24 protein-coding genes are annotated in these 26,120 nt (G+C 40.2%); 19 read left to right on the plus strand and 5 right to left on the minus strand.

The window, feature by feature from the left end:
- Positions 1-89 precede the first annotated feature (89 nt).
- Positions 90-1,715, plus strand: a complete 1,626-nt coding sequence (gene pruA / locus AC6JAD_RS01955) for an L-glutamate gamma-semialdehyde dehydrogenase (protein ID WP_461302828.1) — start codon at positions 90-92, stop codon at positions 1,713-1,715.
- Positions 1,716-1,788: 73 nt separating this feature from the next.
- Here the strand turns inward: pruA and rsmG are convergent, their stop codons facing one another.
- Complete coding sequence (gene rsmG, locus AC6JAD_RS01960) at positions 1,789-2,418, minus strand: 16S rRNA (guanine(527)-N(7))-methyltransferase RsmG (protein WP_461302827.1); 630 nt, start codon at positions 2,416-2,418, stop codon at positions 1,789-1,791.
- Between the two features lie 271 nt (positions 2,419-2,689).
- On the opposite strand from rsmG, the gene AC6JAD_RS01965 reads away from it, so the two are divergent.
- The 4 genes from AC6JAD_RS01965 (at position 2,690) to AC6JAD_RS01980 (ending at position 6,130) form a co-directional block, all read left to right on the plus strand.
- Complete coding sequence (locus AC6JAD_RS01965) at positions 2,690-3,652, plus strand: fatty acid desaturase family protein (RefSeq protein WP_461302826.1); 963 nt, start codon at positions 2,690-2,692, stop codon at positions 3,650-3,652.
- Between the two features lie 7 nt (positions 3,653-3,659).
- Complete coding sequence (locus tag AC6JAD_RS01970) at positions 3,660-4,847, plus strand: pyridoxal phosphate-dependent aminotransferase (RefSeq protein WP_461302825.1); 1,188 nt, start codon at positions 3,660-3,662, stop codon at positions 4,845-4,847.
- Positions 4,848-4,951: 104 nt separating this feature from the next.
- The gene (locus AC6JAD_RS01975; RefSeq protein WP_461302824.1) at positions 4,952-5,758 is read left to right on the plus strand and encodes an OmpA family protein; all 807 of its coding nucleotides are present in this window, start codon (positions 4,952-4,954) and stop codon (positions 5,756-5,758) included.
- Between the two features lie 15 nt (positions 5,759-5,773).
- Positions 5,774-6,130: a cupin domain-containing protein gene (locus AC6JAD_RS01980; protein WP_461302823.1), complete on the plus strand. Its 357-nt coding sequence runs from the start codon at positions 5,774-5,776 to the stop codon at positions 6,128-6,130.
- On the opposite strand, the gene AC6JAD_RS01985 is transcribed toward AC6JAD_RS01980, so the two are convergent.
- Both AC6JAD_RS01985 and trkA read right to left on the minus strand, forming a co-directional pair.
- On the minus strand, positions 6,092-7,597 hold the full coding sequence (locus AC6JAD_RS01985; protein WP_461302822.1) for a TrkH family potassium uptake protein: 1,506 nt from the start codon (positions 7,595-7,597) through the stop codon (positions 6,092-6,094). The genes AC6JAD_RS01980 and AC6JAD_RS01985 overlap by 39 nt on opposite strands.
- On the minus strand, positions 7,597-8,946 hold the full coding sequence (gene trkA / locus AC6JAD_RS01990) for a Trk system potassium transporter TrkA (RefSeq protein WP_461302821.1): 1,350 nt from the start codon (positions 8,944-8,946) through the stop codon (positions 7,597-7,599). The genes AC6JAD_RS01985 and trkA overlap by 1 nt, the downstream gene beginning before the upstream one ends.
- 167 nt (positions 8,947-9,113) lie before the next feature.
- On the opposite strand from trkA, the gene ubiE reads away from it, so the two are divergent.
- Positions 9,114-9,839 (plus strand): bifunctional demethylmenaquinone methyltransferase/2-methoxy-6-polyprenyl-1,4-benzoquinol methylase UbiE, encoded by a 726-nt coding sequence (gene ubiE / locus AC6JAD_RS01995; protein WP_461302820.1) that lies wholly within the window; start codon positions 9,114-9,116, stop codon positions 9,837-9,839.
- Complete coding sequence (gene porT, locus AC6JAD_RS02000; RefSeq protein ID WP_461302856.1) at positions 9,839-10,546, plus strand: type IX secretion/gliding motility protein PorT/SprT; 708 nt, start codon at positions 9,839-9,841, stop codon at positions 10,544-10,546. Before ubiE ends, porT begins: the two co-directional genes overlap by 1 nt.
- Here porT and AC6JAD_RS02005 read toward each other — a convergent pair.
- Entirely contained in the window at positions 10,533-11,261 is a 729-nt protein-coding gene (locus AC6JAD_RS02005; protein WP_461302819.1) for a TrmH family RNA methyltransferase, read from the minus strand. The two genes, porT and AC6JAD_RS02005, sit on opposite strands and share 14 nt — an antisense overlap.
- Positions 11,262-11,297: 36 nt before the next feature.
- On the opposite strand from AC6JAD_RS02005, the gene tamL reads away from it, so the two are divergent.
- From tamL to accD, 3 genes are read left to right on the plus strand one after another with little or no spacing between them, the layout of a single operon-like run.
- A complete protein-coding gene (gene tamL, locus AC6JAD_RS02010) occupies positions 11,298-13,856 on the plus strand; it encodes a translocation and assembly module lipoprotein TamL (RefSeq protein ID WP_461302818.1) in 2,559 nt (852 codons plus the stop codon).
- A 43-nt stretch (positions 13,857-13,899) separates the two neighbouring features.
- Entirely contained in the window at positions 13,900-14,970 is a 1,071-nt protein-coding gene (gene fbaA, locus AC6JAD_RS02015) for a class II fructose-bisphosphate aldolase (RefSeq protein WP_461302817.1), read from the plus strand.
- 24 nt (positions 14,971-14,994) lie between these two features.
- Entirely contained in the window at positions 14,995-15,867 is an 873-nt protein-coding gene (gene accD, locus AC6JAD_RS02020; protein WP_461302816.1) for an acetyl-CoA carboxylase, carboxyltransferase subunit beta, read from the plus strand.
- A 62-nt stretch (positions 15,868-15,929) separates the two neighbouring features.
- Here the strand turns inward: accD and AC6JAD_RS02025 are convergent, their stop codons facing one another.
- Positions 15,930-16,763 (minus strand): hypothetical protein, encoded by an 834-nt coding sequence (locus AC6JAD_RS02025; RefSeq protein ID WP_461302815.1) that lies wholly within the window; start codon positions 16,761-16,763, stop codon positions 15,930-15,932.
- 170 nt (positions 16,764-16,933) lie between these two features.
- On the opposite strand from AC6JAD_RS02025, the gene rpsO reads away from it, so the two are divergent.
- From rpsO to rpe, 9 genes are all read left to right on the plus strand, one after another.
- On the plus strand, positions 16,934-17,203 hold the full coding sequence (gene rpsO, locus AC6JAD_RS02030; protein ID WP_461302814.1) for a 30S ribosomal protein S15: 270 nt from the start codon (positions 16,934-16,936) through the stop codon (positions 17,201-17,203).
- Between the two features lie 178 nt (positions 17,204-17,381).
- Positions 17,382-19,613 carry a polyribonucleotide nucleotidyltransferase gene (locus AC6JAD_RS02035; protein WP_461302813.1) on the plus strand — a complete coding sequence of 744 codons (2,232 nt, stop codon included), beginning with the start codon at positions 17,382-17,384 and terminating at the stop codon, positions 19,611-19,613.
- Positions 19,614-19,833: 220 nt separating this feature from the next.
- Positions 19,834-20,367, plus strand: a complete 534-nt coding sequence (locus AC6JAD_RS02040) for an RNA polymerase sigma factor (RefSeq protein ID WP_461302812.1) — start codon at positions 19,834-19,836, stop codon at positions 20,365-20,367.
- On the plus strand, positions 20,364-22,094 hold the full coding sequence (locus tag AC6JAD_RS02045) for an outer membrane beta-barrel protein (RefSeq protein ID WP_461302811.1): 1,731 nt from the start codon (positions 20,364-20,366) through the stop codon (positions 22,092-22,094). The genes AC6JAD_RS02040 and AC6JAD_RS02045 overlap by 4 nt, the downstream gene beginning before the upstream one ends.
- 99 nt (positions 22,095-22,193) lie before the next feature.
- Positions 22,194-23,255: an FIDD domain-containing protein gene (locus AC6JAD_RS02050; RefSeq protein WP_461302810.1), complete on the plus strand. Its 1,062-nt coding sequence runs from the start codon at positions 22,194-22,196 to the stop codon at positions 23,253-23,255.
- A 189-nt stretch (positions 23,256-23,444) separates the two neighbouring features.
- Entirely contained in the window at positions 23,445-24,308 is an 864-nt protein-coding gene (locus tag AC6JAD_RS02055) for a sigma-70 family RNA polymerase sigma factor (RefSeq protein WP_461302809.1), read from the plus strand.
- Positions 24,309-24,480: 172 nt separating this feature from the next.
- Entirely contained in the window at positions 24,481-24,888 is a 408-nt protein-coding gene (locus tag AC6JAD_RS02060; protein ID WP_461302808.1) for a BLUF domain-containing protein, read from the plus strand.
- A gap of 68 nt (positions 24,889-24,956) precedes the next feature.
- Complete coding sequence (locus tag AC6JAD_RS02065) at positions 24,957-25,358, plus strand: BLUF domain-containing protein (protein ID WP_497866284.1); 402 nt, start codon at positions 24,957-24,959, stop codon at positions 25,356-25,358.
- Between the two features lie 57 nt (positions 25,359-25,415).
- Positions 25,416-26,075 (plus strand): ribulose-phosphate 3-epimerase, encoded by a 660-nt coding sequence (rpe, locus tag AC6JAD_RS02070; protein WP_461302807.1) that lies wholly within the window; start codon positions 25,416-25,418, stop codon positions 26,073-26,075.
- The last annotated feature ends 45 nt before the right edge of the window (positions 26,076-26,120 follow it).

The raw sequence follows: 26,120 nt of genomic DNA on the forward strand, positions 1-26,120 counted from the left end.
GTCCAGATAAGATACCTCAAGCATTCTCTTTTACTGTTGCTAAATTTGTACCTTTGCAACTCAAATTAAAAAAACCAAAAATCGACACCATGGGAAAAGGATTTTTTGAAGTTCCAATAGCTGTTAACGAACCTGTTTGGAGCTATGCTCCTGGCTCTCCAGAACGAGAAGCTGTATCAAAAACCTACAAGGAAATGTTCAATAGTACGGTAGATGTACCTTTATATATTAATGGTGAACATATCGCTACGGGAAATACGTCAACCATGTCTCCCCCACATGATCATCAGCATGTTTTGGGAACGTATCATAAAGCGGAAAAATCCCATATTGAACAAGCAATTTCAACATCCTTAGAAGCGAGAAAGAAATGGGCTCAAATGCCTTGGGAACAACGCGCTGGCATCTTTTTAAGGGCGGCCGAGCTTATTGCGGGCCCATACCGTGCCAAGATCAATGCAGCAACTATGTTGGCGCAATCTAAAACCATTCATCAAGCGGAAATAGATGCGGCCTGTGAGTTGATCGATTTCTTGCGATTCAACGTTCAGTTCATGACCGAAATCTATCATGAACAACCAGAATCTACTTCTGGGGCTTGGAACCGTTTAGAATATAGGCCTTTAGAAGGTTTTATTTACGCCATTACTCCCTTCAATTTTACAGCTATTTCTGCTAACCTTCCAGCAAGTGCGGCTTTAATGGGTAATGTGGTTATATGGAAGCCTAGTGACAGCCAGGTGTATTCAGCAAAAGTAATTCTAGATGTATTTCAGGAAGCTGGGGTACCTCCAGGTGTTATCAATATGGTCATGGGAGATCCTGTTATGATCACCGATACCGTCTTGGCAAGTCCAGATTTTAGCGGATTGCACTTTACGGGTTCCACACATGTATTCAAGGATATTTGGCAAAAAATTGGAACCAATATCCATAACTATAAGACTTACCCACGCATTGTTGGTGAAACCGGTGGAAAAGACTTCATCGTGGCCCACAAAACATCTAACCCAAAACAGGTAGCCACGGCAATTGCCCGTGGCGCTTTCGAATTCCAAGGTCAGAAATGTAGTGCGGCAAGTCGTTGCTATATTTCAAAAAGTATTTGGAACGATGTAGAAACATACTTAAAAGAAGACTTGGCTTCATTCAAAATGGGATCGCCAGAAGATATGGGCAATTTCATTACTGCAGTGATTCACGAAGGGTCCTTCGATAAACTTGCGAGTTTTATTGATCAGGCAAAATCGGATGCAAATGCCGAGATTGTTGCTGGTGGAAATTATGACAAAAGTAAAGGGTATTTTATTGAACCGACTGTGATCAAAACTTCGGATCCAAAATACACTACCATGTGTACTGAACTTTTCGGACCTGTGGTAACTATTTACGTTTTTGATGACAATGCCTGGGAGGAAACTTTGCATTTGGTTGATGAAACCAGTGAATATGCTTTAACAGGTGCCGTTTTCAGCGAGGACCGCTATGCCCTTGAAATGGGTGTGAAAATCTTGGAAAATGCAGCAGGAAACTTCTATGTAAATGACAAGCCAACAGGGGCAGTTGTAGGGCAACAGCCTTTTGGAGGGGCTCGTGCTAGTGGAACCAATGACAAAGCGGGAAGCAAACTGAACCTTTACCGTTGGGTATCGCCTAGAATGATTAAGGAAACTTTTGTTACCCCAACGGACTATAGATATCCCTTCCTAGGATAAATCATTAATTGAAAGAAAGAAAAAAGCCCTTCGGAATTTAACTCTGAAGGGCTTATTTTTTATCTAAGATGTCCTATCCTTTGTATTTCATGGGTAGATGCACTACACTTTTGGTATCGAAAAAATCTTCTTCAAAATAATCTGAAAGCGGATAGACCTTAGCCGTTTTGTAATTGGCCAATTCTTCTGACAGGTCCCCTCCTTTTAAATACAGAATTCCATTTTTGAGCTCGTGCTGACTGGTTTTTAGCACCTTTCCCTTTACCCATCGAACAAACGTTTCCATCTGAGCAACAGCCCTGCTCACTATAAAATCGTATTGATCTGTCACCGTTTCTACCCTTGCATTGGTCACTTTAACATTCTCAAGACCCAATCCGTCACGCACCTCTTCTACTACTTTTATTTTTTTGCCTATACTGTCTACCAAATGGAATTGACTTTCTGGAAAAAGTATGGCCAAAGGTATTCCTGGAAAGCCTCCACCCGTACCTACATCCAGTATTTTTGACCCAGGTAAGAATGCCTGTACCTTAGCAATACCTAAGGAGTGCAATACATGTCTCAAGTAGAGCTCGTCTATATCTTTCCGGGAAACCACATTGATTTTAAGGTTCCAATCTTTGTAAAGATCTTCAAGGGCCCTAAACTGGGAAATTTGGTTTTCGGATAATTGACCGAAATATGTCTCAAGTAATTCCATAATGAGTTATGAACCGCAAAAGTAGCACTTCCTTAATAAATTTTAAGATTTCGCTACATTCTATCTGGTTTAAGATGCGTATTTTAGTGGCTTAATTTTTGGGACCCCCCAAAACCAAATACTACTTATTGTGAATGAGAAGCAAATAAAATTTTCCAGGGTTGATTCGGCAAAGTTTTTCAGAACTCTCAACAAACGTGTCAACAGTTACTTTAAGGAAAATAATATCTCCCGAACAGGGAATTGGAAGCTGCACATAAAAACCATAGTTATGTTCGCCCTTTACCTTGGGCCATATTTCTTAATTCTCACATTGGATATGCCATGGTATCTACTTTTGTTGGCAAGTATCGTTATGGGTGTTGGAATGGCTGGTGTAGGGATGAACGTGATGCACGATGCTAACCACGGTTCCTATTCATCAAAGAAATGGGTAAATAAATTGATGGGAAGTAGCATGTACATCCTTGCCGGTAACGTGTACAATTGGCAGGTACAGCATAATGTACTGCACCATACATATACCAACATACATGGGCATGATGAAGATTTGGAAGCGGGTCGTATCATGCGTTTTACCAAACATTCCAAATGGAATCGTTTTCACAAGTTTCAGCATATTTACAGTATTTTCTTATATGGCTTACTGACCATAAATTGGGTGCTGACGGCAGATTTCCAGCAAACCAAACGCTATTTGGCCAGAAAGCTATCCTACGGTAAATTACCTAAACCAGCGGCACAATGGAGTATTTTGATAAGTACCAAAGCATTGTACGCTGTTGTTTGGATTGTTTTACCTATTATTTTTTTCCCAATAGCTTGGTGGCAAGTATTAATTGGATTTTTTATTATGCACTATGTGGCTGGGGTTATTTTAAGTGTCGTGTTCCAACTAGCCCATGTGGTTGAGGATACCGAAATGCCGTTGCCGGATGCTACAGGAAACATGAAAAATACCTGGGCCATACACCAGTTGTTTACAACGGTTAACTTTTCTACCAAAAATCGAATTGTAAATTGGTTTACCGGTGGGTTGAATCATCAAGTAGAGCACCATATTTTTCCTAATATTAGCCATGTGCACTATACCAAGATATCGGAAATTGTAAAAAACACGGCAAGGGAATTCAATTTGCCTTACAACGAATATAAAACCACACGTAAAGCAATTATTGCACACTTTAGATATTTGAAACAAATGGGCATGAAACCTGCTGCCCTAACTACCTAACCTCATTATGAATCCAAAATTATCCGACCGCGTCAACGAGATGGCCACCTCGGCCACACTTGCCATGGCAGCCAAGGCACGCGAACTAAGGGAACAAGGAAAAGACATTATTGGCTTAAGTTTAGGAGAACCTGATTTTACGGTTCCAGATTTTGTTAAAGATGCTGCTGTACAGGCAGTAAAAGATGACTACCATTCGTATACGCCGGTTGATGGGTATGGTGATCTTAAACAAGCCATCATCAAAAAATTTAAAAGGGACAATGGGTTAACCTATAATCCATCGCAGATTGTGGTATCTACGGGTGCGAAGCAATCGTTGGCAAATTTGGCACAGGTGATCCTGAATCCTGGAGACGAAGTGCTACTACCTGCACCGTTTTGGGTTAGCTATAGTGATATAAGCAAGGTTGCAGGGGGAATCCCAGTAGAAATTCCCACTTCTATAGAAAGCGATTTTAAAGTTACCCCAGAAGCGCTTGAAGCCGCCATTACTCCTAAAAGCAAGATGATTGTTTACAGTTCTCCCTGTAACCCAAGCGGTTCGGTATACTCTAAGGAAGAACTAAGGGCGCTGGCCGATGTTTTGGTTAAACACCCAGATATTATTGTAGTAAGTGATGAGATTTATGAGCATATCAATTTTACAGGACCCCATGTTTCTATGGCTGGGTTTGATGATATGTACGACCGTACCGTTACAGTAAACGGTGTTTCTAAGGCATTCTCCATGACCGGCTGGAGAATTGGGTACATTGGTGCCCCAGAGTATATTGCAAGAGCTTGTAATAAAATGCAAGGACAGGTTACCAGTGGTGCTAATTGTATCGCACAGCGTGCAACCATTGCTGCATTGGAAGCATCGCCCAGTGCCATTCAGTATATGATCGATGCTTTCAAGGAAAGAAGAAAACTAATTTTGGGCTTGTTGAAGGAAATCCCTGGGTTTAAAACCAATGAACCAGAAGGTGCTTTTTATGTATTTCCTGATATCTCCTATTACTTTGGAAAGACGCTACGTGGCAAAACCATTGAAAATGCAAGTGACTTTGCCCTGTATTTGTTAGAAGAAGCCAATGTGGCTACCGTAACCGGACAGGCTTTTGGAGATCCCAACTGTATTCGTATTTCCTATGCGGCTTCAGAAAGTGACATAAAAGAAGCGGTTTCAAGAATGCAGAAGGCACTCGCTTAAATTTGCAGTTTCTCTAATTGGGTTCAACGATTTTTTATTTTTTCAATAAAATAATACTTCGGAAACACAAAACGCCTTATTTTTAAGGTATTGAAACCTAACCTTTGAGAATAACAGTCCTTTTCGCACTGCTCACTTGCTCTTTTCTTACTGCACAGGAAACAGAGAAAAGATTTTCATTGTACTATGCCAACGACCAGTATGAGCTTACTTCGAAGCACCAAGCCTTATTGGACAGTTTGAAAAAACTCCCTAATAAAGACTCCCTAGATGTGCACATTAAAGGATATACCAATAGCATTGGCGGCGAAGACTACAATCTAGAACTTTCTCGAAAGCGCGCCGAAAACGTAAAGAACGAATTACGTGCTTTTACCATTATATCCTCTCAGGGCTATGGTGAATTGGGAAGTGCCGCTTCGGACAATCGCAGGGTAGATATTCTGGTACATTTTAAAAAAGATCATATTCCAGAGGTAGGGGAAATAGTGGAGGAGCCCATTATTGAAGTTGAGCCCACCATTATAGCATTGTCCAATCCCAAAAAAGGGGACAAGCTTATATTGAAAGGTATTAGGTTCTATGCGGACCGGGATGTAATTATGGATGAAAGCCGTGAGGCATTGGATGATCTAGTGGCTTTTTTAAAGACCAATCCCAATGTTAAATTTAAACTCATAGGTCACATCTGCTGTGGGGACCCTATGAAACCTTACAAGGATGTGAAAAATGTACGCACGGGAAAAAGTAACCTTTCGGAAGCCAGGGCGCAAGCTTTGCATAATTATTTGGCCAAAAAAGGCATAGATAAGCGGCGTATGCGCTATTTGGGTATGGCATTTATGCAGCCTACTGGTAAAGGGGATGAGTTTGATAGGCGCGTTGAAATAGAAATTACATCTGTAGATTAACACAAGACCCAATCTATGTTCACATCATTCGAAAACAGTCCTCCGGTAGATTTGTTGCCAGGATTTACCGCTCGATTCATCCATACGGACACACAAACTTTTTCATTGGTTGAAATAGAAGCAGGTGCTATTTTACCAGAACATTCTCATGTACACGAGCAGTTCTCTAAAGTACTTGAAGGTACTTTTGAATTGACCGTTGATGGTAAAACACGTACATGTAATGTTGGGGATGTAGCTCTTATTAAATCTCACGTGCCACATTCGGGTCGTGCCATCACAGCTTGCAAAATTTTTGATGTCTTCAATCCCGTACGAGAAGATTACAGAAAATTATCGATTCCGCCAGAAGAACGGAGTGATGAGAATTAATACTGTAAATAGCTCAAGTCTCCCTATTAACATTAAAAACGATGACCACCATTTGGCTGGGCCAGATAGTGCAGCATAGTTCTCGACAGGCCCTAAATCACCCAAGGCAGGCCCTACATTTCCCAAACTGGAAGCAGCACCACCCAGAGCTGTTTCAAAATCCAGTCCTAACATGGAAAAAACAAGTACTCCTACTATAAAGGAAAGCATATATAGGATGAAAAATGCTAAGATATTAAATACAATAGGTTGTTGTACTCCCCTAGTATTGTAGCGCACCGGAAGAATAGCATTGGGGTGCAACGTTCGCTTAAACTCTAAAAGTCCGTTCTTAATCATGATCAGGTGGCGCACAATTTTTATTCCTCCAGCAGTAGAGCCCGCCGAACCTCCCAAGAACATCAATCCGAAGAAAAAGATGGTAAGAAAAGGAGTCCAAGCAGTAAAATCGGCCGTTACGAACCCTGTGGTAGTAACCACCGCCAATACCTGAAATAATCCATGACGAACGGCACTTTCAAATTCACCCAAGACCATCGGATGATCGACTGTCGTTGTGGAAACATCAGCCTTATAATAGATAAACAAAGCAGCGGTAATCGTTAACCCAACGATAAAAAATACGTACGCTTTAAATTCTTCATCCCTAAATATTTTACTGAATTTAGTCTTGAAAGCAAAATAGCTCAACACAAAATTAGTACCTGCCAAAAACATGAAAATCATGATTATATATTGGATGAGCGGCTGATCATTCCAATGGGCAACACTCGCATTTTTCGTAGAGAATCCTCCTGTACTTAAGGTACTTAATGAATGATTGATTGCATCGAAGAAACTCATTCCCGCAATTTTCAGTAAAATGGTTTCGGCAATTGTATAACCCACATAAATTAACCACAATCGCTTGGCAGTATCGGTGATCCTAGGGTGTAATTTATCTCCTCCTGGCCCTGGAGCTTCGGCTGCAAACAACTGCATCCCTCCAATCCCTAGTAACGGAAGTATGGCAATCGCCAATACAATGATTCCCATTCCACCAATCCAATGTGTAATGCTCCTCCAAAACAATACACTTTCCGGTAAGCTTTCAATATCATTTAAAATAGAGGCTCCCGTAGTGGTAAAACCACTCATGGTTTCAAAAAAGGCATTGGTAAAACTCGGTATGGCTCCCGTAAGGATATACGGCAAAGTTCCAACTAGCGACATGGAAATCCAACCAAAAGTCACAATTACATAACCGTCCCTTTTGCTAATTTCCTTTCGATGTCCTTTAGTGGACAGCATGAGTCCTCCACCCATAAGAAGGGTAAGGAATCCTGCCAACACCATTTGCACCCCTACTCCATCTTTGTAAATAAAACTGAATATAGAAGCTATTAGCATGAAACCTCCATTAAACAACCAGAGGATCCCTAAAAGATGAAAAATAATCTTGTAATTGAGCTTTGAGACCGAATGCATTACACGAACAGTTTTTCGACCTTGTTTATGGATTGTGGCAAGGAACAGACTACGATACGGTCACCACTTTCGATCACAAAATCACCCAGGGCAATCATCCCAATTCCGTTTCTAACTACTCCTCCAATAATTGCCGATCGAGGAAAATCAATTTCTCGCACAACTTTATCGCATACTTGCGAAGACGGGGATACAATGAACTCCAATAATTCGGCATTCATATTATTGAGCATGGTCATTGCGACCACCTCTCCTTTGCGAACATGCCTAAAAATATTATTCGCAGCTAACAGTTTTTTATTGATAAGGGTATTAATCCCGATAGACTGGGACAATTGGAAGTAATCCATGTTCTCTACCAAGGCAATGGTCTTCTTAACACCTTTAGACTTCGCCATTAGGCAAGACATGATATTGGTTTCGCTATTTCCTGTAACCGCAATGAAGGCGTCCATATCCTGAATGGATTCCTCGTCCAGAAGCTCAACATTTCGTCCATCTCCATGAATCACTAAACAACTGGGAATGTCATCGGCAATCTCAAATGCCTTTTCCTTACTATTCTCAATTAATTTAACATTGAACTTACTCTTGCATAAATCATTTGCCGTTTTATACCCAATCTTGCTTCCACCAAGAATCATTACATTTTTAATAGGCTCCTTCACCTTTCCAGAAAGCTGAAAGATATGATCTACCCCTTCTTGGGTTGTAGTAAAATATACCTGATCCCCTTCCTTAAACATAGTGTCTCCCCTAGGGATGAGTGTATATTGGGTACCTTCTCGCTGTATAGCGATGGGTACATAATTCAATTCTGGATACTGCTGACCTACTTCCTTTACCGTTTTGCCCACAAAAGCCGAAGTCCTAGGCAATTGCAATCCAATCATGGTAAGTGCTCCATCTTCGAACTCATAGGTATCATTGAACCCACTTTGGTTAAGCAGTAATTCAATCTCCGATGATGCTAATGACTCGGGCGAAATTAATTCATCGATACCAAATTTGGTGAACTGCACTTCTTCCTTGTTCTCAAGGAATTCGGTATTCGAAATACGCGCTATGGTCCGTTTGGCACCCAATTGCTTGGCCAATACACAAACAGTAATATTGGTGGTCTCCGAAGAGGTAACGGCAATGACCAAATCGGTACCATCTACCCTAGACTCTTTTAGGACGGAAATAGAAGTAGCATCCCCGCGAATTACGCGGATGTCTAAATGGGTATCTGCATACGCCAAAGACTCTCGATTGGTATCGATAAGTGTAATATCCTGGGACTCGAAAGAAAGGAGTTTTGCTAAATGAAATCCTACTTCACCGGCACCGGCAATAATAATTTTCATAAATAACCGTAAACGATAAGTGCGGCAAAGGTACAAATTTACCTACACTCATTACGTTAGTAAAATACTAATGCGTAACATCTCATGAATTCCCCTTCCAAGAGGAAAGTAAATCCATTCGTGAAAAAGTATTCAAAAAGTCCGTAGCTTTGCATCCGTTTTAGATTATGAGCAAAAAAATCACTCCATACAAAGACTCTGAAAATACCAAGAAACAGCAAGTTGAAGAGATGTTCGACACTATTTCTGGGAATTACGATGGGCTTAATAGGGTAATATCCCTTGGATCGGATGTGAAGTGGCGGAAGAAAGTTGTACAAATGATAGCAGCTCACAATCCGAAAGCCGTTCTGGACATTGCAACAGGTACTGGGGATTTAGCACTTCAATTTTCAAAAAACATTCCAGATGCCAAGGTAGTTGGCCTAGACCTAAGTGAAGGAATGCTCTCAGTAGCTCGTAAAAAAGCAACCAATAGTGCAACTGACGTAACTTTTGTAAAAGGAGATAGTGAAGCACTTCCATTTGAGGACAACTCCTTCGATGCCATTACGGTTTCATTCGGCATTAGGAATTTTGAAAATCTTGAAAAAGGATTGTCCGAAATTCTGAGGGTTCTTAGTCCAGGCGGTCTATTTGTGATCTTGGAAACGAGTGTTCCAACGCGATTTCCCTGGAAGCAAGGCTACTACATTTACACAAAAGGTGTTTTACCTGTTATTGGTAAATTGTTTTCCAAAGACAAAGTTGCATACAAGTATTTGTGTGAAAGTGCATCCGTTTTCCCATTTGGTGAAAAACTCAACAATATTTTAAGGAAAATTGGGTTTATAGAGGTTGAAAATAAACCGCAAACGCTGGGTGTAGCCACTATTTATTTAGCTACGAAATGATGAGACATATTATTTTATTTATTGGTTTTCTTTTGTTGGGGCAAAGTGCGAATGCACAGCTTTTCAGCAAGGAGCGCCTTACCAATATTGAAAACTTTGACAAACGATTCCTGTCATGGGGTTACTTTTTGGGTTTTAATAGCTACGATTTTAAAATTGAGTACAACAATCAAATTAATGATGACTTAACCGATATTTCCGTGGAAACCCAAGCTGGGTTCAATGTGGGACTTATTGGTGATATGCGTATTAGCCCATACATTAACCTTCGTTTAGAGCCTGGATTGTATTTTACGCAACGAAATTTGCGATTTCCAAATTTTGTAGAAGAAAATGATGCTTTGCGTGAAGTGAAGTCCACCTATATCCATGTGCCTCTTTTGGTGAAATTTTCTACCAAGAGATTAAATAACTTCAGGCCTTTTATTGTAGGCGGTGTTTCTAGGTCCATTAATTTAAGTAGTAATGAGAAGAACCCTGAAGACAACAATGTAGGGCAATTTAGAATGACGCGGGGTACCAATTATTTTGAATTGGGGTTTGGAATCGACTTTTATCTCTATTATTTCAAGTTCACGCCATCTATACGGGGTGTTTTTGCGATGAGCAACGAATTGGTTCCCGATGATGACCCCGATAGTCCTTGGACATCAAATATTTCCAATTTAGCGACACGGGGAGTATTCATCAATTTTACTTTTCAATAGTTCTTCTAAATTCATTCAGAAGAATTCCAGTAGCCGATGCTACATTAAGGCTTTCGGCAGTTTCTGGATTACCGAAATAAGGAATTGTGATACGATGTGTAACCATAGCTTGAATTTCCGAAGATATTCCATTGGCTTCATTTCCCAAGATTAACAAAGCGTCCTGATCTAAGCGCTCTTTATATACTTCGTTTCCATTCATGACAGCACCATATTTAGGAAGGTTCGAACGTTCAAGAAAGGAATCCAATTCCAGATAATGAACCGCAACCCTTGCTATCGAGCCCATTGTGGCTTGCACCACTTTAGGGTTAAAACAATCTACAGTGTCCTTGGAACATACTATTTGTGTTACCCCAAACCAATCGCACAGACGAATAATGGTTCCAAGGTTACCAGGATCCCTTACGGAATCCAATACTACCGTCAATCCATGGGAAGTTAGTTCTTGGGAATCGGGAATATGAAAAATAGCCAAAATAGTATTGGCGTTTGTTAATGCCGTTATTTTCTGCATCTCGGCAGCAGAGATGATTTCAAAATTTGCAGTGACCTCTGAGGTATTTTCGGTGGTATAGACAGAATGCAAGTCCATTCCTGCCTGTAAGAGATCTTTAATAATCTTGGGTCCTTCGGCAATAAATAAGCCATGTTTATTGCGGTACTTTTTTTGATGAAGTCCCGTTATAAGTTTAATTTGATTTTTGCTAATCAAAATATAGTATTTTTGAAGTTGAGAAACTCGAACTCTTTGGCTCAAATCCTCACAAAAATATCATTAATTTTAGGAACTGTAACGCTTCTTGTCTCGTGCAATACCGTCAAGCACGTTAAGGAAAACGAACTCCTACTAACAAAAAACACTGTCGTTGTTGATGGTGAAGAAGTTAACGATAGTGAGCTAAATAGCTTAATTAACCAGAAGCCAAACCCCAAGGTTCCTTTGCTGGGTGTTCCCTTTGGTCTTCATTTTTACAATATGGCGGAGGAAAAGCCAGATTCCACTTTCCAAGACTGGCTGCACAGGAAACCCAAAAGATTAGAACGATGGAGCCGACTCATTTCGCGTAAGCAGGTGGAGGGAATTGGAAAGACCAAAATTGGGATACATGAATGGATTAAACGTACCGGGAGCGCCCCGGTAACCATCAATGAAAGTAAAAGCCGTAAATCTTTGAGGGAATTGAAACGGTATTATTTTACCCAAGGATGGTTTAATGTGGAAGGCAGCTATAAAGTTGAAAAGGACTCTACATTAGACAAAAGGGGAAGTATTACGTACTCCATCAAAAAACATAAACCTTATGTAATCGACTCCATTTCAGAAAAAATAAGCTCCCCAATAGTTGACTCCTTGTTTCAGCTTACTAAGGGCAATACGTTCATTATTCCGGAAAAACAATACAACGCCTACGATTTTGAGAATGAAAGGGACCGACTTACTATTCAGTTTCGTAATTCGGGTTTGTATTATTTCGATCAGGAGTACATAGGTTTCGATGCAGACACCAACAATACAGGACATAAGGTACATATTGATTATATCATCCCCAACCGAAGAATAACCCAAGGGGACTCAACCCGAACGGTTCCGTTTCAAATTCACAAAATAAATGAAGTGCGTATCGTTACAGACTACTCCTATACGAATAGGGATAGCACTATAACCGACTCCGCTACATATGCAGGATATAAGTTATTTGGGTATGACAAATTAAAATATCGTCCCAAGGCCATTACCAATGCGATTTCCATTGTCCCTGGTGAAATTTTCAGGGATATAGATCGAACCTTAACTTATAACCAACTTAGGGAATTACGTAATTTCCGCTATCCCAATATTAGTTACACGGAAGACCCGAGGGATTCAACGGGTACCGGTCTTATCGCAACGGTTCTTTTAACCCCGAAAAAGAAGTATACCGCCAGTGTGGATTTCGATGCGTATACCTCGACCATTCAACAGTTTGGGATTGGGTTCAGTAGTAGTTTCTTGATCCGAAATGTATTTCGTGGTGCTGAAAACCTAGAAATATCAGCTTCGGGTAGTGTGGGTTCTTCAAAAGACAATGCAGATAGCGACAGTAGTTTTTTTAATACATCCGATGTGGGTGGCGACGTAAAACTAACGGTACCTTCTATTCTGTTTCCGGCCAATACCAACAAGATCATCCCAAAATACATGTCGCCTTTCACTAGTATGAGTTTGGGACTAAATGCCCAAAATAATATTGGTTTGGACCGACAGAATTTCAATGGGATTTTTAGCTATCGATGGAAACCCCAAACCATTCGGACCAATCAGTTTGACCTCATAAATGTGCAGTATGTTCGAAATTTGAATACGGATAACTATTTTAATGTGTACCGAACTTCTTATGACCGATTGAATGAAATAGCCGTAGAAACAGGATATCAGTTTGAGAACCAAGAGAGCAGCATGCTAGGAATTCCCGAAGAAGCAGATCAATTCATCGAACTTGTATTTACAGAGAACAGTGGTTTAGACGTATCTACTGAAATTAGGGAAGAAGTCATTGGTATTGCGCAGCGAAAAGTAAGACTGACCGAGAACAACTTAATTTTCGCGTCTATCTATAATTGGTCCAGGGATACCCGGGAAGGAATATACGACAATAGTTTTTCCATTTTTAGATGGAAAGTGGAAGCCGCAGGTAACTTGCTCTCTACCATCGCCTCTTCTATTGGTCTTGAAAAAAATGAAAATGGAAACTTCGAAACTTTCGGAGTCGCCTTTTCGCAATATGTGAAGCTGGAAGCAGACTACATTAAACACTGGGAACTACCTAATAATTCAATATTTGCCATTAGAGCCTTTGGGGGCGTTGCCCTGCCCTATGGCAATAGTAACAGTATTCCTTTTACCCGAAGTTATTTTGCCGGTGGTGCCAATGACAACCGAGGATGGAGGGCCTATGATCTGGGGCCTGGAAGTAGTGGTGGCCTTTTAGATTTTAATGAAGCGAACTTTAAGCTTGCCTTTAATGCAGAATACCGGTATACCATCTTGGGAAGTTTCAAGGGAGCTTTTTTCATTGATGCAGGTAACATTTGGAATGTAGAAGACAATGTGGAAATTCCTGCGTTTCGATTCGATGGCCTTCAAGATCTCTCAGAACTGGCAGTTGCATCAGGAATGGGTATTCGATATGACTTCGGATTCTTTGTATTGCGTTTCGATGTAGGCTTTAAAACCTACGACCCAGCTAGGTTAGAAGGTCAAAGATGGTTTAAGGATTACAACTTCAAAAATTCTGTCTTGAACATTGGTATCAACTATCCCTTCTAAACCATCATTTTTTTTTATTTTTACCGCCTAAATAATACAACTCATGAGCTACGACATAAAACCCGGTGTGGCCACTGGAAAGGATGTTCAAAAAATACATCAACTTGCTAAGGAAAAAGGATTCGCCATGCCCGCCGTAAACGTTGTGGGGTCGAACAGTATTAATACCGTTCTTGAAACTGCAAAAGAGCTAAACTCTCCTGTGATTATTCAATTTTCGAATGGTGGGGCGCAATTCAATGCCGGTAAAGGCCTATCGAATGAAGGACAAAAATCTGCAATTGCAGGTGGCATAGCAGGTGCATTTCATGTGCACGAAATGGCTAAGGCCTATGGTGCCACTGTAATACTTCATACAGATCATTGTGCAAAAAAATTATTACCCTGGATAGACGGACTTTTAGATGCTGGTGAAGCGCATTTCCAAAAAACAGGGGCATCGTTATATAGTTCGCATATGATCGATCTTTCCGAGGAACCTATTGAAGAGAATATTGAAATCTGCAAAACATACCTGGAGCGCATGTCCAAAATGGATATGACATTAGAAATAGAATTGGGAATTACCGGAGGTGAAGAAGACGGAGTGGATAATACCGATGTTGACAGTTCTAAATTATATACGCAACCAGAAGAAGTCGCCTATGCCTATGAAGAATTGAAAAAGGTTAGCGATCGATTTACAGTGGCAGCAGCCTTTGGTAACGTTCACGGTGTTTACAAACCAGGAAATGTAAAATTGACCCCTAAAATCTTGAAGAATTCCCAAGAATACATTCAGGAAAAGTATGGAACGGGGCACAACCCTATCGACTTTGTTTTTCACGGAGGAAGCGGTTCTACCTTGGAAGAGATTCGTGAAGCCATAGGTTATGGTGTTGTAAAGATGAATATCGATACCGACCTTCAATTTGCCTTTAACGAGGGCATCCGGGATTATATGAACAATAATATTGATTATCTTAGGACCCAAATAGGGAATCCTGATGGTGGTGATATTCCCAACAAAAAATATTACGATCCAAGAAAATGGCTTAGGGAAGGAGAGCTTACTTTTAAGAAGCGTCTAATTCAGGCTTTCGAAGATCTAAATAATGTGAACACACTTTCCTAACAGAAAACTAACTACTCCTCAATTATGGCTTGGTTTAAAAGAACAAAAAAAGGAATACAGACTCCCACCGAAGAGAAGAAAGATGTTCCTAAGGGGCTTTGGTACAAATCCCCTACTGGGAAAATTGTGGATGCCGAAGAACTCGAGAAAAACTTCTATGTAAGCCCTGAAGACGGCTATCATGTGCGAATTGGAAGTAAGGAATATTTTGAGATCCTTTTCGACGATAATAAATTCAAGGAATTAGACAGTAACCTTACTTCAAAAGACCCACTCAAATTTGAGGACTCCAAGAAATACACGGATCGCTTAAAAAGTGCTCAGGAAAAAACCGGGCTCAATGATGCAGTGCGAACTGCCGTAGGAAAATCAATGGGTAAAGATTTGGTGGTTGCCTGCATGGATTTCAGTTTTATTGGAGGATCCATGGGAAGTGTGGTAGGTGAAAAGATTGCCCGTGCTGCTGATTATGCTTTAAAGAAAAAGTTACCTTTTTTAATGATTTCCAAAAGTGGTGGAGCAAGAATGATGGAAGCTGCCCTTTCTTTAATGCAACTTGCTAAAACCAGTGCTAAATTGGCTCAATTGGCCGAAGCAAAACTGCCCTACATCTCACTTTGTACCGATCCAACCACAGGAGGGACCACAGCTTCTTTCGCTATGTTAGGCGACATTAATATAAGTGAGCCTGGAGCTTTAATTGGTTTTGCAGGTCCGCGTGTTGTGCGTGACACAACTGGAAAGGAACTCCCTGAAGGATTCCAAACTGCCGAGTTTGTTCAGGAACATGGGTTCTTGGATTTTATAAGTCATAGAAAAGATTTAAAACGAAAGATCAACTTGTATCTTGATCTTATTCAAAATCAACCGTTGCGAGAAATTGCTACCAACGCATAAAACAAAAAATCGGCTCCGAGAGGAGCCGATTCCATTTACAAAAACCACCAACTTAACTATTATTAATTGAGAATAATAGTGTATGTTTCGCCATTCACCGTAAGAGTGGCAATATTGTCGCAGGTACCGTCTCCAAAGTCTAAAGTCCCGGTTCCGTTGTTTCGAGTAATCTCTACCGTCCCACTCACAAAATGCTGGCAGGTTGCTTCCCTACGCAAAGGGTCTATTACAATAGCATAGTGTGAAAACCCATTACTGAATTGGATGTCACGGTTTCCTGTAACTGAAAATGCATTGTCCTCCCATGTTCCACTGCCAAATCCTTCGATCCATTCTGCAACTCGTGTACCATCGACATCCACTACCAGACCATTGGGAAAGGTAACTTCCAATTCATGGTTTACTGTATGCTGGGGGTTGCCATTGGCATTGTTCCGTTCCCGGAATAACGATCCCCCTCCTTCAATAAACTTATTATTGTGGGCAAAGTTTTCGAGGTCATAGTCAATGGTCACTGTACCTGCTTGGGAAGGATTATAAGTTAAGTAAATGATTCCGGATACTACGGCACCATTTTGAAGCTGACAGCCCTGTCCAAAATCCAGGGTGACGAACTTTATCCCGTTTTGCATGCTTATGGTTATGGTAGCACAGGTTGGAAAGAAACTTGCGTTCCTTCCAGCTTCCTCTTCCTGTTCGGAATAGGCAATATCCATAACATTAAAAAGCTCATCGGCCGCAATCTCTGCTTGCGTAGCATTTTGGGTATTCTCCGCAGTAATATCAGCACTTACACTTTCTTCGCTTGAATCATTATCATCTTGGCTACAAGAAGTGAAAAGTAAGCCGGCACTCATAAGGAGTAACATTCCCTTGTTTAATACGTTTGTTTTCATCGTGTTTGTATTTAAGAGTTTTATGCCCTTATGACCCAACAAAATGAAAAAGGTTTAATAGAATAATTATTTTTTTATAACTCTTTGCAATACAGTCAAAAATGGTATCTTTGCACCTTGATTATGAAAATCGTAATCATATACATAAAAATCATTTAAATAATATTGGCATGTATTTAACACCAGAAAAGAAAGAAGAGCTTTTCGCAAAACACGGGAAAGGAAAAACCGACACCGGTTCTGCTGAAGGACAAATCGCTTTATTCACACACAGAATTGAGCACCTAACCCAACACCTAAAGAAAAACCACAAGGACTACAACACAGAGCGTTCTTTGGTAAAACTAGTAGGTAAACGTCGTTCGTTATTGAACTATCTTATGAAGAAAGACATCTTGAGATACCGTGCGATTGTTAAAGAATTAGGACTACGTAAATAAGAATATTGAGGGGACAGTTTGTCCCCTCTTTTTTTAATACCTAGGGCAGTGCCCTAGCATACATAAAAAGCTACCCTTAGTTTTTCATTGGTCAAACCACAACAACACAACTCACGATCGAAAAACGATCGTTGACCATTAGTAAATACCCCATTCCATTGGGGATAATGAAAAACAAATGATACCTAAAGTATTTAGAGAGGTCATAGACCTTGGTGACGGACGTGAAATATCGCTCGAAACCGGAAAATTAGCAAAACAAGCCCATGGATCCGTAGTGGTTCAATCGGGAAAATGTATGATGCTATGTACTGTAGTTTCTAACTACAGGCAAAGTGATGTGGATTTCTTGCCACTTACTGTAGATTACCGTGAAAAGTTTGCCGCTTCTGGGCGTTACCCAGGCGGGTTCTTCAAAAGGGAAGCGCGACCCAGTGATGGTGAGGTTTTAACCATGCGTTTGGTAGACCGTGTATTGCGTCCTTTATTTCCAAAGGATTATCACAGTGAGACCCAGGTAATGATCCAATTAATGTCTCATGATGAAGATGTAATGCCAGATGCCATGGCAGGATTGGCAGCATCTGCTGCTATCCAGCTTTCGGATTTCCCATTCGAATGTGCTATCTCCGAAGTTAGGGTAGGACGAGTTAATGGTGAGTTCATCATTAACCCTTCCAGAGCACAATTGGAAGAGAGCGATCTCGATATGGTAATTGGTGCTTCTGCCGACAGCGTTATGATGGTTGAAGGTGAAATGGATGAGATTTCCGAAGAAGAAATGACCGAAGCCATTAAATTTGCCCATGAAGCCATTAAGGTTCAGTGTGCAGCACAAGTACGCTTGGCTGAGGCATTTGGAAAGAAAGAAGTACGTGAGTACGAGGGTGAAAGAGAAGATGAAGACCTTCAGAAAAAAGTACATGACATGGCATATGACAAAGTATATGCTGTGGCAAAGCAAGGATCCTCAAAGAAAGAACGAGGATTGGCTTTCTCTGAAATAAAAGAAGAAATCCTTGCTACGTTTACCGAAGAAGAACTGGAAGACATTGGAGGCTTGGTTTCCAAATATTTCAACAAGGCAGAAAAAGCTGCAGTACGAGACCTTACCTTAAATGAAGGTTTGCGTTTGGATGGTAGAAAAACAGATGAGATTCGTCCTATCTGGTGCGAGGTAGACTACCTACCCTCTACCCATGGATCTTCAATCTTTACACGTGGGGAAACTCAAGCCTTGGCTACAGTAACCCTTGGAACTTCTAGGGAAGCTAATGTAATTGACATGCCTTCTTTTGAAGGTGAAGAAACATTCTATCTACACTATAACTTCCCTCCTTTCTCGACTGGTGAGGCCCGTCCAATTCGTGGTACATCACGTCGTGAGGTAGGACATGGTAACTTGGCACAACGTGCATTAAAAGGAATGATTCCTGACGATTGTCCTTATACCGTTCGTGTGGTAAGTGAAGTATTAGAATCTAATGGTTCATCTTCTATGGCTACCGTATGTAGTGGAACAATGGCGCTTATGGATGCTGGGGTTCAAATGAAAAAAGCCGTTTCGGGAATAGCCATGGGATTAATCAGTGATGGTGAAACTGGAAAGTACGCAGTACTTAGTGATATCTTAGGTGATGAAGATCATCTTGGGGATATGGACTTTAAGGTTACAGGAACAGCCGATGGTATTACCGCTTGTCAAATGGATATCAAAATCAAAGGCTTAAGCTATGAGATTTTGATCAAGGCATTGCAACAGGCGCGTGCTGGACGTCTTCATATATTGGAGAAACTAACCGATACGATTTCCACTCCAAATGCCGATGTGAAGCCTCATGCTCCAAAAATGGTCACTACTGTTATTCCAAATGAATACATTGGTGCACTTATTGGACCTGGAGGAAAAGTAATCCAGGAACTTCAGAAGGAGACCAAAACCACGATTGTAATCAATGAAGATCCAGTGACTGAAGAAGGAATTGTGGAGATTCTTGGAACAGACCAAGCAGGTATCGATGCTGTATTGGCAAAGATCGAGTCCATTACTTTCAAACCAGAAGTTGGAAGTGTATATGAAGTCAAAGTAATTAAGATTCTAGATTTCGGTGCAGTAGTAGAGTATACAGAAGCACCGGGTAATGAAATTTTGTTACACGTGTCCGAATTGGCATGGGAACGCACAGAAAATGTAACCGATGTGGTAAACATGGGAGATGTTTTCGACGTGAAATATTTTGGTGTGGATTCTAGAACAAGAAAAGAAAAAGTGTCTAGGAAAGCCATTTTACCTAAACCTGAGGGATATCAGGACCGTCCTAAACGCGATGGAAATCGAAGTGGAGGAAACCGAGGTCGGGATAACCGAAATAGGGACAACAGAAACAGGGACCACAAGAAGAGTGAATAATCCCTTCTTTGTCTAATAAAAAAAAGCCTTCCAGTTCGGAAGGCTTTTTTTATCCCATAGCGGTAGGACTTCCTTGGCTTGGCGCAATATAATGACCCAGAAAAATTCGCATTTCTTTAAATTATACACGCAACCTTTTTGCATATCGCATACATTATAATTGAATAGACTGAAAAAGTCATAAATTAATGCTAGCTAAAAAATTTGTGAATCCGTCGAATTGGAGATAAAAGAACTTATTGAACAATGCAAGAAAAACGATAGAGTTGCACAGAAGGAACTGTTTATGCGATTTAAGGATACTTTATTTGTCACTTCCTTAAAATACTGCAGAAACGAAGTTGAAGCAGAGGACAACCTTCATGACACTTTTGTTACGATTTTCAGAAAAATTAAAACCTTTAAGGGAAATGGCTCCTTCGAAGGATGGATGCAACGAATTGCGATTAACCAAGCAATCACAAAGTTTAAATCGAAAAAACAACTGATTAACACCCCAGATCAAGAGCACTATGAACACACTGCCGAAATTGCGAAAGAAGACCTGAATGTTCCCTTAGGAGCTATTCTAAAAGCCATTCAAGAGCTACCAGATCAGTATAGAATGGTTTTCAACCTTTACCAATTAGACAATTTTTCTCACAAGGAAATCTCGAAGAAACTATCCATTTCCGAGGGAACCTCTAAATCTAACTTGCATCGAGCTAAGATAATTTTGCGTGACAAAATAAGCCAGTTAAAGAAAAATAAATGAGCGAGCAAAAGCACGACATAGGAAATCTAATAAAAGATAAATTCGAAGGTTCTAAAATTGAACCAAGCGAAGATCTTTGGAATAAAATTGAAACCACTTTAGATGGAAAACAGAGAAGACGCAAATTCCTTTTGTTTTCACTTTTTGGCGGCCTAGCGGTACTACTCGTGTCCATCTTGGTTGTAAATGGTCCCTTCAAGAAAAATCCAACGAATACTTCAGATAAAGAAAAAAGCACCGTTGTAGTGGATAAAAAAAATACCACTCCCCTCAATGAAGACAAGTCCTTACTTATAACGGACACCTATAATGAAGATACATTGGGACAAAATGAGAAACAAGATACTTTGGGCAAAGTTCCTGCTTACACTAACCATCGACAACCTCAAGAAGGATCAACACTTTCAATATCGCACCAGGGCAAACTTTCGGAGGTGCCACAGCTCAGTAAGGAGAATACCCAACGAAATCCAGATTATATAAAGGATTCAATAAAGGGTTTTATCGATCCTACAGACGCTGCGCCTATTGGCAAGGTTAAAGGTTCAGTAAAAAATCCATCAAAAGATAAGATGGGTCTCAACGTAACTAGAGAAAACACAAAACAGAAGAAAGACGCTCAACAGACTGAAAAAGAAGAAAAATTGGACTCATTCGCCACCACCAAAACGGCCTATTATTACTACAACAGTTCCCAAAACATCGAAATTAAAACTGAAAACAAGAAGGTGATAGACAGCATTCTTGAAAGCTCTAAGACAAATTTTGAAAAAGATATGAATGCTGACGGAGAATCTCCAGGTATGGAAGGAAATGAGCTCAACAAACATTCAAGGACTTCCAATAAAGCATTGCAGAATTCAGATTCCCCTTCATACTTGGAAGAACAGGTAGACGGAACAAGCAAAAATGATTCGGTACAAACCCATCTTAAGAAGGGAGGTTTTAAAACCGCCATAAAGGAGGAAATCCAGGATTCCCTGGGCTTACAAAACCAAAATGACGAAAGATCACCTTGGGGGGTTCGGGTGCTTGGTGGACCTACCTATTATAATATACCCCGAAACAAATCCATTATCGGGACTGGTTTAGAAAACAGAAAGAAAAATGGGGAATTTAATTTTAACTATGGGGTTGAGCTAAACCGGAAATTAAATGAAAGAATGTCTTTGAGTGCAGGTGTAATGCAGACAAAGTTATCCTATGAAATCGATAATATACCGACTTCTACCGCTGGAGAAGTATTTGGGCTATTCTCGCTCCAAGGCCTGAAAGTTAACAATCCTGTTACGAGCGACACCATTTTCTTTCGTGATTCGACAGCGGTAAAACTAAAACAGCAAATAGAATACATAGAAGTTCCCATTACACTGGATTACACCATTCTAGGGAAGGAAAAGATAGGCCTGAACATTTTGGGGGGATTCAGCACCTATTTTTTAACCAATAATGAAGTCTTCATCGAAAATGAAAGCGGCGATTCTATCTTATTGGGTATGGCAGAAAACCTCTCCAAAACAAATTTCAGTTTTAATGTAGGACTTGGATTCTATGGTGCCCTTACCCGTAATCTCTATGCCGAGATTCGGCCCATGTACAAGTACCATTTCAATACCCAGAACATTCAATCCTTGGGGAGTACAAGCTATTCACTCGGTATAAATTTTGGACTTCGTTATGTGTTTAACAATAGAAAAAGGCAAGATTCAAAAGACGCACCTCAGTAGTACCGTAGCTAGAAGCTTGCCATGCTTCATGTATTACGACTGCCTTTTCTTTTAGCCTAGACAAGCAAATATTAGATTTAACAAATAAAAAAACCTCGCATGAAAAAATTAACATTCATAGGATTACTAAGCCTTATTTTAATAAGTTGTGAAAGCGAACCCGTAGGAGAGGCTACCATTAATTATGACACTATTGAAGCCACATCTGAACTCTATTCCCTTTTAGAGCGCACCCCTGGTGATGAAGCGGAAAACCCTTTAGAATGCATTGAATTCAATTATTCCTTTGTCATCTTCATCTTCAATGAATCCCTAGAATATATAGAACCCGTTTCCATAGGCGACAACGAGCAGTTTGTTGGACTATTGGAAGCCATGCCAGATAATTATTCCATAAGTATCAGTTACCCTATAAAAGGAACCCAATCTAACGGAGAGCTATTGGAAATAACCAATAATGAAGAATTGAAAGCGGCCTTAGAAGCCTGTGAAAAGGATGAAGAAATTAGAAATTGTAATGGCACATTTAGAACCTGCTATTGGGAAATTCAGGAATGGGATGGATTTCCTAATGATTTCGAAGGGGACTATATTGCCGTAAATGATAATGATATTTTGCAATTGCATTCTGGTCAGGAAATTTACTTTGGCTCTTGGGTTACTTTCCATATTGGGGATGAACTCCACATGAACATCAGTTTTATTACTGAGGAAGAAAATGAAACAGGGCAATACTGGAACTTCGATTGGGAAGTCATTACCTTATCCTCAAACCTCATAGAAATACAAAAAGGCGCTCAACGCATTCGCATCGTACAAAATTGTGAATGGATATGCAGCACACAGGTGTATCAGGTATGTGAGGAGGAAGACAACCCTGGTTCAGCTATCCTAGATCTTCAAGATTATAGTCTGTGTGCAGAAATCCCATCGGGCCATGATCGTTCTAGTTCTCTTTTACTTACCTATTTTGAAACGGAACAGGATGCCATAGATGATGTAAACGAAATTGACCCTATTGAGTATAGCACGATTTCCAATCCACAAACCATTTACTTCAGAATAGAAACACTGGAGGATGAAGAACTACTCGAAATCGAGCAATTCGAGGTTGAAGCCATTCCCTGCGATCCAATTTCAGGCAGTCCAAAAAAGGAATAGTCCAATAAAAATTAAAATATCCCTTTGAAACTGAAAATTTCGAAGGGATTTCAAGTAGCTCAAAGCTAGTCATTTATCGATAATTTTTGTAATTAAACCGAAAAACATTTACAATAATGTAACTTTTTGGTAATCTTTTACGTATAACTCAGTACGAAAGGAAAATAACTTAAAGCGACATTACCTTACATGAGACAACTTAAAATAACAAAGCAGGTTACCAATAGGGAAACTGCATCTTTGGACAAGTACCTTCAAGAAATTGGAAAAGTTGACTTAATCACCGCAGACGAAGAAGTAGAATTGGCACAGCGCATAAAAGCGGGTGACCAGCGTGCGTTGGAGAAATTAACTAAGGCAAATCTTCGTTTTGTAGTTTCGGTAGCAAAACAGTATCAAAATCAGGGATTAACCCTTCCAGATCTTATCAATGAAGGGAACCTAGGGCTTATAAAAGCTGCACAACGTTTTGACGAAACCCGTGGATTTAAATTCATTTCCTATGCCGTATGGTGGATTCGACAGTCTATCCTACAAGCATTGGCAGAGCAATCGCGTATTGTTCGTTTACCACTGAACAAAATTGGTAGTATTAACAAGATCAATAAAACCTTTGCCTTTTTAGAGCAAGCCCATGAACGTCCACCTTCTGCAGAAGAAATTGCAAAGGAATTGGATATGACGATCAACGATGTTAAAGAGTCTATGAAAAACTCTGGACGTCACGTTTCCATGGATGCTCCATTAGTAGAAGGGGAAGACTCTAATCTATACGATGTATTGCGTAGTGGAGAGTCTCCAAATCCGGACCGTACCTTATTGCATGAATCTTTGCGTACCGAAATTGAGCGCGCTTTGGAAACGCTTACACCACGTGAAGCCGATGTAATTCGCTTGTACTTTGGATTGGGGAATCAACACCCAATGACACTTGAAGAAATTGGTGAAACTTTCGACCTTACTAGGGAGCGAGTACGTCAAATCAAGGAAAAAGCAATCCGTAGATTAAAGCATACTTCAAGAAGTAAGATCTTAAAGACATATTTGGGTTAACCCCAAAGAAAGCAACAACAGTTACAAAACATAACTGTTCGTTTTTTGATTGATGAATGGCCTCCGGAGTGATTCCCGGAGGTTTTTTTATGGCATAATGGGTATATTCTAAGATTTTTGTTTAACTTTTCAACTCAAAATTTTTTAGACTAATTCATAAACCCCTGTGTCAATGCTACAAGAAGGAATTGGTACCATTGTGTACGTAAGTCGAGCCGTATCAACCATTTCAGAAAATGACTTACAAACCTTATTCAAAAGTACCGAGCTCAACAATAGTGATCTCGAAATCACCGGTATCCTTTTATACAGCGAGCAGACCTTTCTTCAGGTTTTAGAAGGCGAATACCCTATCATTAGTAGTCTTTACGAGACGATCGCAGAAGACCCTCGCCACGAACACTTAGTAAAATTGGTGGATACGGAAAAAGGGAACAGGATTTTTGAAAAGTACAAAACGGGATTTAGCATCATTACCGAAAAGGATGATATCACGAATCTCAAATTATTAATACAACAAGCGCTCGACAAAAAAGAGCACAAAGAAGTCGCCGAAAAGCTCAATTACTTCATCGCCTAAAAGGTTAAACAAAGTTATTTTCGGTTTTTTCACTTTAGATATATAAAACCACTGTTCTGTATTCTATTATTTACTATAGCACCGCTCAGCCCTATATGGAAGAGACCGATATCCAACAACTCTTGGAACATACGGAAACCTCTAATAATGCCAGGAACATTAGTGGTATTTTAGTTTTTAAAGACGGTAATTTCTTTCAGATTTTGGAATGCCCTATAGCCGAAAAGGAAAACTTGGTGTCTCTATTCGAAAAAATCAAGAATGATCCCAGGCATTACAATGTTATTAAAATAATTGAACGCCACAATAGATCACGCTTATTCGAAACGTACCGTTCCTCTTTTAAAGTATTATTGAATCCATCCGAAATTAAGGGAGTATACAATTATCTGAAACAGGAAAAGGAATACAATCCAGAAGGATATTCTGAAGTCGCTTACCTAACCCAAAAATTTTTGGCACTCATCTAAAAAGGGGCCTAGTTTGGTATTCCCATAATCCGTACTTTTGTGCAAACCTGAAAACTCATGAGCAATACACTCATTGCACCTTCCGTATTAGCAGCCGATTTTGCCAACCTTCAACGAGATGTTGAAATGATAAACGATAGTGAAGCAGATTGGTTTCACATTGACATCATGGACGGTGTTTTTGTTCCCAATATTTCTTTCGGTATGCCCGTGCTTAGGGACATTGTGAAACATGCGAAAAAGACAATCGACGTGCACCTTATGATCGTAGAACCAGATCGGTATATAAAGACGTTTGCTCAATTAGGTGCTAATGTGCTTACCGTCCATTATGAAGCCTGCACGCATTTGCACAGAACATTGCAAGCCATAAAGGCTGAAGGGATGCAAGCAGGAGTCGCATTAAATCCGCACACAAATATTAGCCTGTTAGAGGATACCATTCAGGATATAGACTTGGTATGCCTTATGAGTGTGAACCCAGGGTTTGGAGGTCAGAGTTTTATTGAAAACACCTATCATAAAGTGCGCGCCTTGCGTAAACTTATAGATGATAAGGGTGCCAAAACCAAAATTGAGATCGATGGTGGTGTTACCAATAAGAATGCACTTCAACTAAAAGAGGCTGGAGCCGATGTGTTGGTAGCTGGAAGTTATGTGTTTAAATCTGATGATCCCATAAAAACAGTAGCTGGACTCAAGCAATTAACAGCCTAAAAGGTCTAATCTTATAAATTTTTACCCCTTAGGACGTAAATGTTG

This window comes from Aureisphaera sp. (genome assembly GCF_059726885.1).

Coding starts and splice junctions, on each gene's coding strand:
- AC6JAD_RS01980 (WP_461302823.1), top strand. CDS start 5,774: ATGTTCACATCATTCGAAAACAGTCCTCCGGTAGATTTGTTGCCAGGA.
- AC6JAD_RS01970 (WP_461302825.1), top strand. CDS start 3,660: ATGAATCCAAAATTATCCGACCGCGTCAACGAGATGGCCACCTCGGCC.
- AC6JAD_RS02035 (WP_461302813.1), top strand. CDS start 17,382: ATGATACCTAAAGTATTTAGAGAGGTCATAGACCTTGGTGACGGACGT.
- AC6JAD_RS02055 (WP_461302809.1), top strand. CDS start 23,445: ATGAGACAACTTAAAATAACAAAGCAGGTTACCAATAGGGAAACTGCA.
- fbaA (WP_461302817.1), top strand. CDS start 13,900: ATGAGCTACGACATAAAACCCGGTGTGGCCACTGGAAAGGATGTTCAA.
- rpsO (WP_461302814.1), top strand. CDS start 16,934: ATGTATTTAACACCAGAAAAGAAAGAAGAGCTTTTCGCAAAACACGGG.
- accD (WP_461302816.1), top strand. CDS start 14,995: ATGGCTTGGTTTAAAAGAACAAAAAAAGGAATACAGACTCCCACCGAA.
- trkA (WP_461302821.1), bottom strand. CDS start 8,946: ATGAAAATTATTATTGCCGGTGCCGGTGAAGTAGGATTTCATTTAGCA.
- AC6JAD_RS02060 (WP_461302808.1), top strand. CDS start 24,481: ATGCTACAAGAAGGAATTGGTACCATTGTGTACGTAAGTCGAGCCGTA.
- AC6JAD_RS02050 (WP_461302810.1), top strand. CDS start 22,194: ATGAAAAAATTAACATTCATAGGATTACTAAGCCTTATTTTAATAAGT.
- rsmG (WP_461302827.1), bottom strand. CDS start 2,418: ATGGAATTACTTGAGACATATTTCGGTCAATTATCCGAAAACCAAATT.
- porT (WP_461302856.1), top strand. CDS start 9,839: ATGAGACATATTATTTTATTTATTGGTTTTCTTTTGTTGGGGCAAAGT.
- AC6JAD_RS02045 (WP_461302811.1), top strand. CDS start 20,364: ATGAGCGAGCAAAAGCACGACATAGGAAATCTAATAAAAGATAAATTC.
- rpe (WP_461302807.1), top strand. CDS start 25,416: ATGAGCAATACACTCATTGCACCTTCCGTATTAGCAGCCGATTTTGCC.
- AC6JAD_RS01965 (WP_461302826.1), top strand. CDS start 2,690: ATGTTCGCCCTTTACCTTGGGCCATATTTCTTAATTCTCACATTGGAT.
- pruA (WP_461302828.1), top strand. CDS start 90: ATGGGAAAAGGATTTTTTGAAGTTCCAATAGCTGTTAACGAACCTGTT.
- AC6JAD_RS01985 (WP_461302822.1), bottom strand. CDS start 7,597: ATGCATTCGGTCTCAAAGCTCAATTACAAGATTATTTTTCATCTTTTA.
- AC6JAD_RS02025 (WP_461302815.1), bottom strand. CDS start 16,763: ATGAAAACAAACGTATTAAACAAGGGAATGTTACTCCTTATGAGTGCC.
- ubiE (WP_461302820.1), top strand. CDS start 9,114: ATGAGCAAAAAAATCACTCCATACAAAGACTCTGAAAATACCAAGAAA.